The following is a 15741-nucleotide window of genomic DNA, read 5'->3' as shown; positions in this document are numbered from 1 at the left end:
CTGATTACCAGCGGTAGTGGGCGAAGGCCTTGTTCGCCTCTGCCATCTTATGAGTATCCTCGCGACGCTTGACAGAAGCGCCGAGGCCGTTGGAGGCGTCAAGAATCTCGTTGGCGAGACGCTCGGCCATCGTCTTCTCGCGGCGGGCGCGGGAGAAGTCGGTCAGCCAGCGCAGGGACAGCGTGTTGGCGCGGCCCGGCTTGACCTCGACCGGCACCTGGTAGGTGGCGCCGCCGACTCGACGGGAGCGAACCTCGAGGCTCGGGCGAATGTTGTCAAGAGCGCGCTTCAGCACGGAAACGGGCTCCTGATCGGTCTTCTCCTTGACCATATCAAGCGCGGAGTACACGATGTCCTCGGCAATCGACTTCTTGCCGTCGAGCAGAATCTTGTTGATGAGCTGGGCAACCACCGTCGAACCGTAGATCGGATCGGGCAGGAGCTGATGCTTCTTAGCGGGTCCTTTACGTGACATTTCTCTTACTTCGCCTTCTTTGCTCCGTACAGGGAACGACCCTGCTTGCGGTCCTTGACACCCTGGGTATCGAGCGCACCACGCACGATGTGGTAACGCACACCCGGCAGATCCTTCACACGGCCGCCGCGCACGAGCACGATGGAGTGCTCCTGCAGGTTGTGGCCCTCGCCCGGGATGTAGGCGGTGACTTCGATGCCCGAGGAAAGGCGCACACGGGCGACCTTACGCAGAGCCGAGTTCGGCTTCTTCGGGGTGGTGGTGTAGACACGGGTGCACACGCCGCGACGCAGCGGGCTGCCCTTCAGCGCCAAGGTCTTCGACTTCTTGGGCTTCGGCTTGCGTCCCTTACGGACGAGCTGTTCAATCGTAGGCAACTTAAGTTCTCCGATTCACATGGAAATTTGTTCTTCTGTGGAGCCGCCACACTGCAGCCCGAAGAACATCCTCGAATCGGATATTCCAGCCACAGTCCACCGGCCCGATGGCCCTCCGTCCTCGGCTTGCCGTTACCGGTTCGCGTCACTGGACTCGGGGATGTCCCACTCGAACGCAGCCAATCACATATGCCGCGTTAATGGCACACACGAGAAAATAGTTTATCAGACGGCTGGACATCGGCGAGTCGGAGGTGGAGGCAGGGCAGACGGTGTCCTCCCCTCAGTCAGGCTGGCGCCTCATGGCTCCCCTCGTCGAGGGGAGCCATGAGAGGAGGACATCGGCGAGACCTCGTCAGCTGATGCCGTAGTCGGCGAGCTTGGCGTCGACGATCTCGTCGTGGTCGTAGACCTGGCCGCGGTTGCGGATCACCGCGCTGTCGTCGGTCACCAGCGTGTACTCGTCACTCGATCCGCTGCCGGTGTCGTTCCAGGTGGAGTCGACCACAAGCCACTGGTTGCCTATCTTCACCTTGTTCCACGCATGGCCGCCGTTGCTGGTGCCGGTGTTCACGGTGCCGGTGACGTATATGGCGTTGAGCTTGGCCTTGTCGGCAAGCAGCTTGTACGACTTGGCGTACCCGGCGCATACGGTCAGCGAAAGGTTCTCGCCGTTGTAGGTGCCGAGCAGGCCGGAGGCGTTCTGGTTGCTCTTGTGCTTCACATAGAACTCCCTGCCGCCGGATCGGTTGTCCCCCATCTCGTTGCGGTAGGTGTCGTAGTCGTAGGCGAAGTTGTCGACAAGGTACCGGTTGATGGCCACCGCTTTGGCGCGGTCGTCCATGCCGGGCGTGATGATCTTCGCCACGATCTGGTCGGCCTTCTTGTCGAGCTGCTCGCGCACCTTGGCGGTGTCGGAGCCGAAGCTGTCGTCGTAGTACTGCACCTTGAGGTAGACCTTGCCGCCGCTGCTCTTGGTGCCGGAGTAGGCGTACGTGTGCAGGAGCAACGGGTTCTGCGCCACGGCCTCGTCCACGGCGTCCTTCACGGTCGGTGCGCCGGCCTGCTCGTAGTACTTGGTGATGTCCATGTAGGTGCGGTCCTGCATGAGATTCGCCGCGATGTACTTCACGTATTCGATGGATCCGTTCACCCCGCTGAGGTCGACGGTCTTCGACACGTCGCCGGTGGTGTCGTCCCAGTCGATGGTGCCGGAGCCGCCGGACATGAGGCCGGTCTGCTTGTCGGCCGCCTGCACGGCCGCGGACTCCTTCTCGACGCGGGCCTTGACCTCCTCCACGGTGCTGCCCTTGTCGGTGAGCACCTGCGTGGAATGCATCTTCGTCTGTCCGAGATGGAACGTGACCTCCACGCCCTTGCTCGTCACCTTGGCGGTGGACCAGTCGTACTGGCGCGGCACGACGCGGGTGAGACCGTCGGCCACGGTGAGGTAGGTGATGTACTCCTTGTTGGCATTCGATTCGTCCATCATGGCGTTGAATGCCGGACCCAACGGCACCTGGGAGAGCATCGACGTGATGTTGATCTGCGTCGCCGGCGAGTTCGTCTTCTGCTCGTCCTCGCCGAACGCCACCACGAGCAGCGATGTATTGGTCAGCGAGCGCTGGTACGAGGAATGATTCTCCTCCAGGGTCTCGCTGCCGCCGGGCGTGAAGCCCTGGTCCTCGCTGTCGCCGAAGAACAGGTTGGCGAACTGCATGTTCTGGTATATCGGGCCGTCGGAATACACGTGGCCGGTCTTGAACTGCTCGTCGGCCTTGTCCAACGCCCCGGTGAGGTATTTGCGGAATCCGGGGGCCTTGGTCGGGTCCCAGTCGGAGAGGTTCACCGAGTTCTTGGTGGGCTTGGCGAGCAGGTAGGTGTCCTGTGCGGAGGTGTCGGCCTGGTTCCTCTCCTGCTTGGAGGCGTCCTTGGTCTTGATCTTGCCGCCGGTCCTGAGGTACACGCGGTAGTGGGTGGCCCCTTCGACGGGGTTCCAGCTGACGTTGACCTCGCCCTTCTTGTTGACGGTGGCCTTGACGTTCTGCGGGGCGCCGAGGTCGTGCTTGTCGTCGTAGACGGTGAAGTACGTGACCTTGGGCTTGGCGAGCTTCTCGCCGTTCTCGCCGTAGTAGACGACGAGGAAGTAGCGTTCGAATCCGATGAACTTGCCGCCCACGGAGCCGTCGCCGGCGAAGTAGTCGTCGTTGAGCTGCCGGTCGAGGCAGCTGTCGCCGACAAAATAGTCGTTGGCGACGATGTCGTCGAACGACTGGGCGTGGAGCTTTTTCTCCCCCGGATCGTAGTAGTTCGCGCAGGGGGCGAAGCTGGCGGCGTGGATGTTCACGTAGCCGGGTTTGTCCTTGTCCTCCGAGACGTTGATGCTGTACCGCTGGGTGAGCGCGGGGTCGGTGTAGACCGCGGCGATGGGCTCGCCGTCCTTGGTCATACCTTCCGTGTACTGCTTCATCATGGCGGACATCTTGCCGACGTTCTCGCTGAACGTGACGTCGGACGGGGTGTCGAGCCATGGCTTCTGCAGGTCGTATTTAGCGGTGTCGAAGCTGTTGCCGTATACCGACATGTCGCCGCTGGCATGGCCGTGTTCGTTGCGGTTGGTGAAGAACGTATAGGTGGCGTACAGGGCGACGATCACGACGGCGGCGATGACCAGCGTGATGATGTTCGTCCATCGTGATTTCGTCTTGATCGCCGTCGCCGACTGCGGCGGACGCACCGAGTATCTGCCGGGGGATGACGGTCGTCCCTTCGTGTGGGAGCCGCGGCGACGGCGACGGCCGTCGGCCGGCTGCGCGGGGGCGACCGGAGGCACCGACTGGCCGGGCCGGTTCATCGGCGACGTTGCCTGGTATGGGGGCTGCGGGCCGGACTGCGGTCGGGATTGCGGAGATTGCGGCTGGGATTGATGCGGCCGCTGACCATACGGCGGCTGGTTTCCTCCATACGGTCGCTGAGAACCGGCTCCCTGATAGGGCGGAATCTGGTTGCCCGGCTGGAGGTTCGGCCTCTGCTGCGGAGCAGGGGCCTGAGGGAACCGCTGCGGACGTCCGTCCTGCATGTTCCGGGCATTCTGCGGATTCTGCACGTTTCCAGACGGGCCGGGATGCATCGAACGCCCTTGGCCGGACTGGCCATACTGGTTGGGTTGACCGGATTGGGGCGGATATTGCCGCTGCCGGCCGTATCGGGGATCGCCCGGCCCACCGTATCCGTAGGGCGAACGTGGCGGCGGCCCTCCGGCAGGCTGCCCATAGGCGGGACGTCCCTGGCCTGGGGTCTGCCCCTGATTGGGATTCCATCCACTGGCCGGCTGCCCGTTCGGCTGCCGCCCATTGGATTGCCACCCGTTCGGATTCCCTCCATTGGGATTCCGACCGTTGGGATGTTGTCCGTTCGGATGCTGTCCATCCGGATTCTGCTGGTTCACGCCTTCCCCCATACCTCGGCATTGCGGATTGTTCACCATGATACCGCGCCGATGGCTTGAGGATATGACGAAGCGGCGGAGGAAGGGGCAAATCACCCCTCCTCCGCCGCTTCGGGGTCCACTCGTTCCGAATGGCGAAAGGTCGGAATCGTCGGAGACGATGCGGAACGGCGCTACAGTTCGAAGCCGAGCTGCTTGGCGGCGGCCGTGGGCACCGGGTCGTCGCACCAGTAGTCCTCGAGGTTCTCGTAGGTGGTGAGGCTGCGGATCTCGGCCTTGTCGATGTACAGCTCGCCGCTCAGATGGTCGGTCTCATGCTGAAAGATGCGCGCCGGCCAGCCGTGCAGCTGCTCCTTGTGGTGCTGGCCGTGCTCGTCGTCCCATTCGGCGGTGATGTCGACCCAGCGGCGGCGCACCGCCTGGTAGCCGTCGAAGCTCAGGCAGCCTTCGTAGAAGCTCGCGGTCTTCTCCCCCACCGGCGTATAGACGGGGTTGATGATCGCGTGGAAGGGGAATTCCGCGACCTCGCGCGGATCGTCCTCGTCGTCGCGAATGTGGTCCTCGACCACGGCGAGCGCAAGCCCGAGACCGATCTGGGTGGCGGCGAGGCCGACGCCCGGGGCTTCGAGCATGGTGTGGCGCATGGTCTCGATGAGCTTCTTCAGCGTGTTGCGGGACAGCTGGCCGTTGTAGCGTGCGGTCTTGTGGCGGAGCACCGGCTCGCCGGCCTGCACGATGGGCAGCAGTCCGTCGTTGTCCCTGGCGTCCTTGAGCATGAGCTCGACCTCGCGGTTGAGCTCCATGTTGACCTTGGTGTTTTTACCGAACATGGGGTTGGGGTTCCTTTACCGTGTGTCGCGAACGGGTTACAGGGCGAGTTCGTCGGCGACGACCTGGGCCAGACGGTTGCATACCTCGTCGGCCTGCTCCTGGGTGGCGGCCTCGGCCATGACGCGCACCAGAGGCTCGGTGCCGGAGGGGCGCAGCAACACGCGGCCGGTGTCGCCGAGGAGCTTCTCCTCGCGTTCGACGGCGGCCTGCACCGCGGCGTTGGTCTTCGCGGCCATCTTGTCGACGTTCGGCACGTTGACGAGCTGCTGCGGCAGCTGCGGGAAGTCGGCGGCGAGCTCCTTGAGGCTCTTGCCGGACTTCATCACCTCGTTGCACAGGGTGAGTGCGGTGAGGGTGCCGTCGCCCGTGGTGGCGAATTCACGGTTGATGACGTGGCCGGACTGTTCGCCGCCGAGGGTGTAGCCGCCCCTGAGCATCTCCTCGAGCACGTAGCGGTCGCCGACGTTGGTCTGCACGGTCTTGATGCCCATGTCCTTGAGGGCGAGCTTGAGACCGAGGTTGCTCATCACGGTGACGACGAGCGTGTCGTGGGCGAGCTTGCCTTCGCGCTGCTTGGCACGGGCGAGGATGCCCATGATCTGGTCGCCGTTGACCATGTTGCCGTCCTCGTCCACGGCGAGGCAGCGGTCGGCGTCGCCGTCGAAGGCCACGCCCATGACGGCGTCGGAGGCCTTGACCATGGCCTGCAGCTGCTCGGGGTGGGTGCTTCCGGCGTGCTTGTTGATGTTGTAGCCGTCCGGCGATGCATTGATGACGATGACGTCAGCGCCGGCGCGACGCAGCGCGGTGGGGGCCACGACGGAGGTGGCGCCGTTGGCGCAGTCGGCCACGATCTTCAGGCCCTTGAGCGGCTTGGTCTGGGTCTTGTCCTCGCCGATCGGCGCGACGGCGGCGACCAGGTGGTCGATGTACAGCTTGGTGGCGGTCTCGGTGTCGTGCGAGATGCGGCCGACGCCGGCGCCGGTCGGACGCTCCCAATCCTGGCCGAGCACGGCCTCGATGTCGTCCTCCTTGGTGTCGGGCAGCTTGAAGCCGCCGCGGGCGAAGAACTTGATGCCGTTGTCGGGCATCGGATTGTGGGAGGCGGAGATCACGGCGCCCATCTCGACGTTGAGCACGGAGGTCAGGTAGGCGACGCCCGGCGTGGGGATGATGCCGGCGTCGATGACGTCGAAGCCGCCGGCGCTCATGCCGGCCGACAGCGCCGCGGCGAGGAAGTCGCCGGAGACTCGGGTGTCGCGACCGACCAGGGCGCGCCGACGGCCCTCGCTCTGGTCGTCACCCAATACGCGAACGGCGGCGTCGCCCAAATCAAGCGCCAGCTGCGCGGTCAGATCACGGTTTGCCAATCCACGAACACCATCGGTTCCGAACATACGTGGCATGTTCTGTCATCCTCGCTATCTTAGGGAAGCATTGATACGTGAACCATGGTACTCATGACTTCCCTCCAACCGCCGCCGTTGCCGAAAATACTGCCCGTTTTCATCGCATTTTCCCCTGCAGGCCCCGATTCGACGAACGGTTGATATATTGGGCAATGCGATTACGTGACGAAGGAGACTGACATGGCGGACGGCGGGGCGATGCGGCAGGACGGCGTGCTGGTGCGGATCACCGGATTCGACGAGGGACGCGCCCACTACTACGGCGTGATGCCGAACGGACGGACCACGCAGCTGACGTTCCCCAACCAGGAGGTGCTGGAGGTCGGCGAGGTGATGCTCGTCGGCGAGGACTTCTACACGAAGGTGCCCGAGTCGGTGTGGCCCCTCAGGCCACGCGTGGGCATCGTGCGCCGCGCGCTTGACGACTGCGTGATATTGGAGACGTCGGACGGGTTGGAGATGCTCGAGGGCGACTATCCGCAGAACATCATGCCCGGCAACACGGTGGAGTTCACCGATCTGTTCGGCATAGAACGAGTGCTGTGGCCGACGGCCATCCGCCCCGGCGAAAGCGACCATGACGACGACATCAAGCAGTATCGCCTGACCCCAAGCGCCGACCCGTCGCTGACATTCTCCTCGTTCGGCGGCTACGAACAGGTGATATCGCGTGCCAAGGAGCTCATCGAGACGCAGCTGGGCAACAGCGAGCAGATGCGGGCCATCGGCGCCAAGCCCATCAAGGGCGTGATCTTCACGGGCGCGCCGGGCACCGGCAAGACGCATCTGGCGCGCATCATCGCGAACGTGGCCGACGCGCAGTTCTATCTGGTCTCGGGTCCGACGATCGTAAGCAAATACGTGGGCGACAGCGAGGAGACGCTGCGCATGATCTTCGCGGCGGCGCAAAGCGACAAGCGCGCCATCATCTTCTTCGACGAGATCGATTCGATCGCCTCGTCTCGCGACACCGACACGAACGGCGTGGGCAAACGCCTGGTCGCGCAGCTGCTGACGCTTATGGACGGGTTCGCGTCGAAGGGCAACGTGGTGGTGGTCGCGGCGACGAACCGCATCGAGGACGTGGACCCGGCGCTGCTGCGTCCGGGCAGGTTCGACTGGCAGATTCCATTCCCCATGCCGAGCGAGCATGACCGGCTGGGGATTCTCGAGGTGCAGGCCCGTTCGCTGCGCTGCGAGGGCGAGCTGCCGCTGGCCGAGGTGGCCGCGCGCACGGAGGGATGGAGCGGCGCCGAGGTATGCGCCATCTGGACGGAGGCGGCGCTGGTGGCTGCCAAGGACCGGCGCAGCGCCATCCGCGCCGACGACCTCATGACCGCGTTCGGACGGGTCCGCCGCCGCCCCGAACTGCGCCAGCACATGCGGTAGGGATGTTAGAAATGGCAAAGCGGAAATAATGACTTTCAGCCGCAAACCGCCGTCGAAGACCCTGTCGGGAAGTGTCATGATGCGTGTCGGGACCATCATCATGACACTTCTTGTTGCGTGCATATTCGTAATGTTGCCGATAATCCTTATCGGATACGGATACTGGAGGCAACGTGGCCCCGATTATTCAGACACCGTCGTTGCCATTCCCAACTCGGCTGGCTTGGACACACACGAAAAACGAAACGCCATAACACATGTGAAGCATGACCTTCGCGATTATTCCGGATGTTCGATAAACAGCATCTCCTATGACGAAAATGCAACTTCAAAGCAATACTCACAACTACCCACGGTGGTTCGTGCGCAAGGAGTGAATCACGACATCTTCATCGCGAAAACCAACGAATTACGATTACTCGTCCTGAACGTTTCATACTCGTGCTATCACCCAACCAATGACGCAATCCCCCAGGGAGAGGATTCGACGTCATTGACCCTTATCAGGGAACCCTCATACTCCCCCGATGGAACAGAATGGATTACGGTGGCGCCTGATATCCCGTAACCGAAAGGCGGCGCTGGTGGCTGCCAAGGACCGGCGCAGCGCCATCCGCGCCGACGATCTCATGACCGCGTTCGGACGGGTCCGCCACCGCCCCGAACTACGCCAGCACATGCGGTAGGAGCCGTATGCGCGGGCACTCCCCTTCAGCACAGGGAGTCAAGCGATACGCCCTTTTACTCTGACTCCCCTCGTTGAAGAGAGCGGTCGACGTAGTCGACTGAGAGGAGAGATGCCACCTGATACACCTGATATATCAGTGAGTCCCTGTTGAATCACTGGTCCGATGGACCGTGATTCAACAGGGACTCACTGATTAGGGCCTTACTCCGCGATCACTGCGCGGCCTTGGAGTAGAGCTTGCCGCCCTGGGCGCGGAACTTCTCGCTCATGGCGTCCATGCCGGCGGCGATGTCGTCGGCGCTCATCGCGGCGCCGGACTTCACGCCGCTGTCGGCGACGGCCTGCGCGGCGGCGTCGACGGCCGAGATCTTGCCGGAGATGGTGTCCTTGACGAGCTGCTCCTGCTGGGCCGCGTTGCCGAACTTCTTGCGGATGTTCTGGCTGATGGCCATGGAGCAGAACTTCGGGCCGCACATGGAGCAGAAGTGCGCCATCTTGGCGGGTTCGGCGGGCAGGGTCTCGTCGTGGAAGGCGATGGCCGTGTCGGGGTCGAACGCCAGGTTGAACTGGTCGAGCCAGCGGAACTCGAAGCGGGCCTTCGAAATGGCATCGTCGCGGTCCTGCGCGTGCGGATGGTGCTTGGCGATGTCGGCCGCGTGGCAGGCGATCTTGTAGGCGATCACGCCCTGCTTCACATCGTCCTTGTTCGGCAGGCCGAGGTGTTCCTTCGGCGTGACGTAGCACAGCATGGCGGTGCCGTAGCGGGCGATCTCCACGCCGCCGATGGCGGAGGTGATGTGGTCGTAGCCGGGGGCGGTGTCGGTGGTGAGCGGTCCGAGCGTGTAGAACGGGGCTCCGGAGCACACGGCCTTCTCCAGTTCGATGTTCATGCGCACGGTGTCGAACGGGATGTGGCCGGGGCCTTCGATCATCACCTGCACGTCCTTGGCCCAGGCGCGCTGCGTGAGCTCGCCCAGGGTCATGAGCTCGGCCAGCTGGGCGGCGTCGTTGGCGTCGGCCAGGGAGCCGGGGCGCAGGCCGTCGCCGAGCGAGAACGCCACGTCGTACTTGGCGAAGATGTCGCACAGCTCGTCGAAGTGCGTGTACAGGAAGCTTTCCTGATGGTGCTGGAGGCACCACTCGGCCATGATGGAGCCGCCGCGGGAGACGATGCCGGTCATGCGGTTGGCGGTGAGCGGCACGTAGCGCAGTAGCACGCCGGCGTGGATGGTCATGTAGTCCACGCCCTGCTCGCACTGTTCGATGACGGTGTCGCGGAACAGCTCCCAGCTGAGCTTGGAGGCGTCGTCCTCCACCTTCTCGAGGGCCTGGTACATCGGCACGGTGCCGATCGGAACCGGAGAGTTGCGCAGGATCCACTCGCGGGTGGTGTGGATGTCGTTGCCGGTGGAGAGGTCCATCACGGTGTCGGCGCCCCACTTGGTGGCCCACGTGAGCTTCTCCACCTCCTCGTCGATGGAGCTCGTCACCGCGGAATTGCCCATGTTGGCGTTGAGCTTGGTGAGGAAGCGGGAGCCGATGATCATCGGCTCGGCCTCGGGGTGGTTGATGTTGCACGGCATGACGGCGTGGCCGGAGGCCAGTTCGGAGCGCACGAGCTCCACGTCGCAGTTCTCGCGTTCGGCGACGTACTGCATCTCCGGGGTGATGATGCCGTGACGGGCGTACCACATCTGCGTGACCGGATGGTCCTTGGCGCGCATCGGGTCGTGCTTGCGGCCGCGCCACTCCTTGGTGGCCTTGCCTCGCTTCATGGCGCGCTTGCCGTCGTCGGCGAGGTTGCGTCGGCGGCCCTCGTACTCCTCGACGTCGCCGCGGTCCTTGATCCAGTTCAGGCGCAGGGGCTTGAGGCCTTCCTTCGGATCGCATTTGGGGCCTTCGGTGTTGTAGTCGATGAACGGCGGGTTCGGGCCGACGCCGGGGGTGTCGGACAGCTTGATCTCGGTGTACGGAACCTCGAGGTCGTAGGTGCCGTGCTGGTTCTCGAAGTGCACGGTCTTGGTCTTGCGGAGGTGCGCTTTGTCGCGCTGCTTGGAGTCGCGGGCGGCGATGTCGACACGCTGCTGCTTGGCGAGCTTCTGCGCGGCCTTGGCGTCCTTGGCGTTGGTGAACTTCTTCTCGCCGGCGGCGGGCTTGGCCTCCTCGGCGGGGGCTACGGGCTTGGCGGCGCGCGGGGCGTAGCCGTGCCTGGCGTCGCCGCGCACGGACTTCCAGCCTTCGACCATTGCCGCAGTGGCGGCCTCGGGGTTCTCGGCGTTCACGATGGCGTCGGTGACGAACCAGCCGGCGGCCTTGGTGCCGGCCAGGTCGGCGGTGTCGGCGGCGGTAACTCCCCCGCCCACGACGACCGGGTACACGCAGGCCTCGGCCATGGTGTTGACCTTGTCGAGGGTGAGCAGCGTGCTGTGCTCCTCGGCCTTGGCGGCCTCCTCGAGCTCCGGGGTGGCGAGATGGTACGGCGTGGCGGCGATGTAGTCGATGCAGCCTTCGGGAATCTCGTTGAGGATCGGCACCAGGCCCTCGATCTGGGCGGAGAGGCCGATGATGGCGTCGTCGCCGAGCAGGGCGCGCACCTCGCGCGGCTCCATGTCGTTGGCGCCGATGTGCACGCCGTCGACCTTGATGCCCTTGTTGCGGCACTGCCAGGCCACGTCGGCGCGGCCGTCGATCACGAGGGCGACGGAGTCGGACTTGTCGTTGTCCTCGATGATCTGCGCCAGATCCTGTGCAAGCCCGGTCAGCTCCTTTGCGGTGACGTGGCGTGCGGAGAGGCGGATGAACGTCGCTCCCCCGCGCAGCGCGTCGTCGACGACGTCGGTGATCGCCTTGTCGCCGACCGTATGCGGTCCGACGACAAGCGACGAGGACAGGTCGAAGCTGTCACGCATCGAAACGTATGGGAATGCGGTATGTGCAGAACTCTGCATGGAACTTCCTATCTTCCTACGGCGGCATTACCCGGCCAGGTTCTACGGTCTCGGACGCTTTCCGATCTCAGCCCTCGCATTTGGGCACCCGTGCGGATTTGTTGTTACGCTCCTCACGCTAACACCACGCACGGTCAAACCGTGGACAGGTCTGGCGTGTTGGGGAAGTTCATGATAATGGGCATGGTCATTCGAACAATGGCGTGATGGCGGCGAGTTCCGTCAGCAGCCGGTCGGCATCGGCGCGACTGAACACCAGCGGCGGACGGAGTTTGAGGGAGCTGCCGTCGGCGGCGGAGCCGGAGATGAGCACATGCCGGTCTCGCAGCGCCGCGATGATGCGGGCCGCGGCGTCCGGGTCGGGCGTACGGGAATCGTCGCCGTCGAGGATGTCGATGCCGATGAACAGGCCGGCGTGACGGATGCCGCCGAATCGCGGCGCGTCGGCGAGTAGCCGCGTGATCTCGACGGCGATGTAGTCGCCGGTCTCCAAGGCGTTGCGCTGCAGTTCGCGCGCCTCGATTTCGTCGAGCACGGCGCCGGCGGCGCGCATGGAGACGGGGTTGCCGCCGAACGTGTTGAAATACCTGGTGCAGGCGGCGAACGTATCGCCGATGTCGTGCTTGTAGACGACGGCACCGGTTGGTATGCCGTTGCCCATGGGCTTGCCCATGGTGACGATGTCGGCGTCGGCCATGTGGCGGCGGAATCCCCAGAACCGTTCGCCGGTGCGGGCGAAACCCGACTGCACTTCGTCGGCGATGAGCAGTCCCCCGGCCTTGTGCACGGCGTCGGCCACGTCGGCCACCCAGCCGGTCGCGCCGGGCAGCACCCCGTCGGAGGAGAATATCTGGTCGAGCAGGACCGCGGATACGCCATAGCCGGCGTCATGGAGCTTCGCGAACGCGGCCTCGAAGCGGACGACGAGTTCGGCGCGTGCGGCGGACGCGGCGGCGGGGTCGTCGAACGTGCCGTCGGGTTTTTTGAGCACGTCGTCGATGGGCACGGCCACAAGGAACGGCGCCAACGGCAGTCCGGTGCCGAAGCTCGGCGAGATGGAGGACACCAGCGACGTGATGCCGTGGTAGGCGTTGCCGGTGACGACCACGCCCCGATGGCCGGTGAACGTGCGGGCCATGCGCAGGGCCAAATCGTTGGATTCGGAGCCGGAGTTGGTGAACGCCACATGGTCGAGCCTGTCGGGGAACGTGGCGAGCAGGCGTTCGGCGTAGTCGATGACCTCGTCCTGCAGGTAGCGGGTGTGCGTGTCCTGCCGGGTCAGTTGGTCGGCGACGGCCTCGCGCACATGCGGGTTGGCGTGGCCGACGACGGCGACGTTGTTGTAGCAGTCGAGATAGTCGGTGCCGTCGGCGGCGAACAGGTGCGCGCCCTCGCCGCGCACGATATGCACCGGATGCTCGTAGAAGACCGGGGCGAGGCTGCCGAGCACGCGCTGTCGTCGGGCGAGCAGGGCGGCCTCGTCGGGGGTGAGGTCGGTGGAGCCTTTGGACGGGTCGAAGCTGTTGACCATGCGCTTCATGCCGGAACGTGGATTCATGGGGAGCTCCTATTCAACGCCCAATCCGGCGAGAATCCGCTCGGTGGGGAGGGCTTGGAGCATGGCGAGCTCCTTGATGCGGTCGGAGACGCTGGAGAGGTAGTGGTCGGCGCGATGTTCGGCGAACCGGTTGGCGAGCGCGGGAATCAGCACGGTCAGTGCGCAGCGGGCCTTGATGATCTGCGGCAGCAGCCGCATCTGCGTGCGGTCGAAGTCGGGGCGGGCGCGCAGGAATCCGTCGAGCACGGTGCGGCATTGCGCGAACGGGTCGTCGATGTCGGCGGTGTCGACCATGTAGAACAGGCAGGTGCCGAGGTCGCAGACCTGTGGCTGGGCGTGCATGTCGCCGAAGTCGAGGATGCCGGCGATGTGCGTCGGATCGGCGGGGTCGACGGTCACGTTGCCGGGGTGGAAGTCGCCGTGGCATATCGCCTCGTCGCAGTCGGCGATGTCGTCGGCGACGGCGCGGTAGTCGTCGACGACGTTTGCGACCAGCCTGCGGATGGCGTCGTTGGGCAGGTAGTCCTTGGCTTCGTCGGCGATGACGGGCAGCAGGCGGACGTCCCAGAGTATGCGCCCGTATCGGTCGTCGAAGCTGCCGAGGCCGGTCAGCGCCTGCTGGAGCTGGCCGAGTTTGGAGCCGATGTCGCGTACGAGCGCGGTGCGGTACGGCGGTTCGATGGTCGAGAGCACGCGGCCGGGCAGAAACGTGGTCAGCGTGGCCCAGCGGGTGCCGTCGGCGGTGTCGCAGCGGACGACGAGTCCGTCGTCGACGCTGGGGATGATGCGCGTGGCGGGAATCAGCGGCGAACGGGTCTCCAGCAGCCGCAGGGCTTTGGCGCGCAGCAGCACGGCCGCATAGTCCTCGCAGATGTTTTCGATGCGCAGCACGTATCGCGGGCCGTCGGCGTCGGCCGGTGTGACGGCGAAGGTGTCGTCCTTCTCGGTCATGATGCGGCGGAGCGTCGCGCGGCCGAGATCGTATTCGCGGTCGAGCAGGTCACGCGCGTACTGTTCGCCGATGGATGCGTAGGGCGCCTCAAGGGCGCGGAAGCCGAGCAATTGCATGATGTCTCCTCTACTGTTCCTGGGCGATGCTGACGTCGGAGAGCTTGTATTCGCCCAGCGTGGTGACCTTGAAGTTCTTCACCTGGTCGCGCACGGCGAACAGGCCGGGCTTGTACACCAGCGGGATCTCGGGGGCTTCGTCGGCGATGATCTGCTGCACTTCGGCGTAGTCCTTGAGTCGGGCGTCGGTGTCGGCGTCGGCGGCGGCCTTCTTGATGAGCTCGTCGACGCGCGGGTTCTTGTAGCCGGAGTTCACGTTGGCGCTGGACGAGAACATGTACTGCATCCATTCGTCCGGGTCGGAGATGTCGTTGGTCATCTCGAACATGGCCACGTCGAAGTCGCCGGCGGTTCGGTTGGAGTACACGGTGGTCGAGTCGAGCGTCTGCAGGGTGACGTCGATGCCGAGCTCCTTCCACGATTCCTGAAGTACCTGCGCGAGCATGGACTTCTCCGGGTCGCCGGACTGCACCTGGATGGTGAGGCTGAAGTGCTTCGGTGCAGTGGACTTGGCGAGTTCGGCCTTGGCCTTCGCCATGTCGTACTTGAGGTCGCGCGTCTCCTTGGCATAGCCCATGAGGTTCTTCGACAGCATGGAGTTCGCCGATTCGGCCTGGCCGTAGTACACGGCGCGCACGATGGCGGCCTTGTCGATGGCGTAGGCCATGGCACGGCGCACATGCACATCGTTGAGCGGCTTCTTGCGGTTATTGAGGTTCACCCAGATCAGCGACGTCGACGGGAACGAATCCACGTGCACGTTCTTCGTCTTCTTCAGGGAGGCAACGGAGACGGCCGTGGGGAACTCGTCGATCTGCGCCTGGCCGGCCTGCACCATCTGGCTGCGGGTGTTGGCGTCGGCCACGTACTTGAACGTGACGGAGTTGAGCTTCGGCAGGCCCTTCTCCCAGTAATCGGTGTTCCTGACGAGCTTGATGTAGTCGCCCTTCTTCCACTCCCCCACCTTGAACGGTCCGGTGCCGATGGGGTCGCTGCGGAACTGCGACTCGCTCTTGCCGGCGAAGTTCGCGGGCATGATCGAGATCGCGGACATCGACAGGTCGGCAAGCAGCGGCGCCCACGGCTGGGTCAGGTCGAGTCGCACCGTGTAGTCGTCGATGATGTCGACGTTCTTGATGGCGACGAACAGGAACTGCCACGGCTTGTCGTCACGGGCGGTGCGGGCGAAGTCGATGGAGAACTTCACGTCCTTCGCGGTCATCGTCTTGCCGTTGTGGAACTTCACGCCCTTGCGCAGGTTGAACGTCCACGACTTGCCGTCCGAGGACTTCTTCCACGACGTGGCCAGTCCCGGCTCCACGCCCGAACCGTCGGTCTTGTTGCGCGTCAGCGTCTGGAACACCTGCTGGATGGCCCAGATGTCGCCGTTGCTGTAGCCGGTGGCCGGCAGCATGTCGGTGGTCTCCAGGGACCTGGCGACCACGAGGTCCTGCGTGTCGGCGGCCGTGGACCGCGAGCCGCAGGCCGCCACCGACGTCATCATCACCGCGGCGACGGCCACCGCCGCGAACTTCCTCAACATTCGCAAT

General features: G+C 64.5%; 10 protein-coding genes. 1 reads left to right on the top strand and 9 read right to left on the bottom strand.

Going from position 1 to position 15741, the window contains the following annotated elements; all coding sequences use genetic code 11:
- Positions 1-4: 4 nt before the first annotated feature.
- The 5 genes from rpsG to glmM form a co-directional block, all read right to left on the bottom strand.
- Positions 5-475: a 30S ribosomal protein S7 gene (gene rpsG, locus CS006_RS05965; protein ID WP_100510869.1), complete on the bottom strand. Its 471-nt coding sequence runs from the start codon at positions 473-475 to the stop codon at positions 5-7.
- Positions 476-480: 5 nt separating this feature from the next.
- The gene (rpsL, locus tag CS006_RS05960; protein WP_100510868.1) at positions 481-852 is read right to left on the bottom strand and encodes a 30S ribosomal protein S12; all 372 of its coding nucleotides are present in this window, start codon (positions 850-852) and stop codon (positions 481-483) included.
- A gap of 355 nt (positions 853-1207) precedes the next feature.
- On the bottom strand, positions 1208-3706 hold the full coding sequence (locus CS006_RS05955) for a transglutaminase domain-containing protein (protein ID WP_100510867.1): 2499 nt from the start codon (positions 3704-3706) through the stop codon (positions 1208-1210).
- Positions 3707-4473: 767 nt separating this feature from the next.
- Positions 4474-5130, bottom strand: a complete 657-nt coding sequence (locus tag CS006_RS05950) for a peptide deformylase (RefSeq protein WP_100510866.1) — start codon at positions 5128-5130, stop codon at positions 4474-4476.
- A 36-nt stretch (positions 5131-5166) separates the two neighbouring features.
- The gene (gene glmM, locus CS006_RS05945; RefSeq protein ID WP_100510865.1) at positions 5167-6537 is read right to left on the bottom strand and encodes a phosphoglucosamine mutase; all 1371 of its coding nucleotides are present in this window, start codon (positions 6535-6537) and stop codon (positions 5167-5169) included.
- 183 nt (positions 6538-6720) lie between these two features.
- On the opposite strand from glmM, the gene CS006_RS05940 reads away from it, so the two are divergent.
- The gene (locus tag CS006_RS05940; protein ID WP_100510863.1) at positions 6721-7929 is read left to right on the top strand and encodes an ATP-binding protein; all 1209 of its coding nucleotides are present in this window, start codon (positions 6721-6723) and stop codon (positions 7927-7929) included.
- A gap of 900 nt (positions 7930-8829) precedes the next feature.
- Here CS006_RS05940 and thiC read toward each other — a convergent pair.
- From thiC to CS006_RS05920, 4 genes are all read right to left on the bottom strand, one after another.
- On the bottom strand, positions 8830-11565 hold the full coding sequence (gene thiC, locus CS006_RS05935) for a phosphomethylpyrimidine synthase ThiC (protein WP_243386789.1): 2736 nt from the start codon (positions 11563-11565) through the stop codon (positions 8830-8832).
- Between the two features lie 187 nt (positions 11566-11752).
- On the bottom strand, positions 11753-13123 hold the full coding sequence (locus CS006_RS05930) for an aspartate aminotransferase family protein (protein ID WP_243386779.1): 1371 nt from the start codon (positions 13121-13123) through the stop codon (positions 11753-11755).
- 9 nt (positions 13124-13132) lie between these two features.
- Positions 13133-14191, bottom strand: a complete 1059-nt coding sequence (locus CS006_RS05925) for a phosphotransferase (RefSeq protein ID WP_100510862.1) — start codon at positions 14189-14191, stop codon at positions 13133-13135.
- 10 nt (positions 14192-14201) lie between these two features.
- A complete protein-coding gene (locus CS006_RS05920; protein ID WP_165777270.1) occupies positions 14202-15734 on the bottom strand; it encodes an ABC transporter substrate-binding protein in 1533 nt (510 codons plus the stop codon).
- Positions 15735-15741: the final 7 nt, after the last annotated feature.

Origin of the sequence: Bifidobacterium primatium, assembly GCF_002802875.1 — a bacterium.
GTDB lineage: Bacteria > Actinomycetota > Actinomycetes > Actinomycetales > Bifidobacteriaceae > Galliscardovia > Galliscardovia primatium.
The sequence above is the reverse complement of the archived record's forward strand: the minus strand, read 5'-3'. Positions and strand labels throughout refer to the sequence as shown.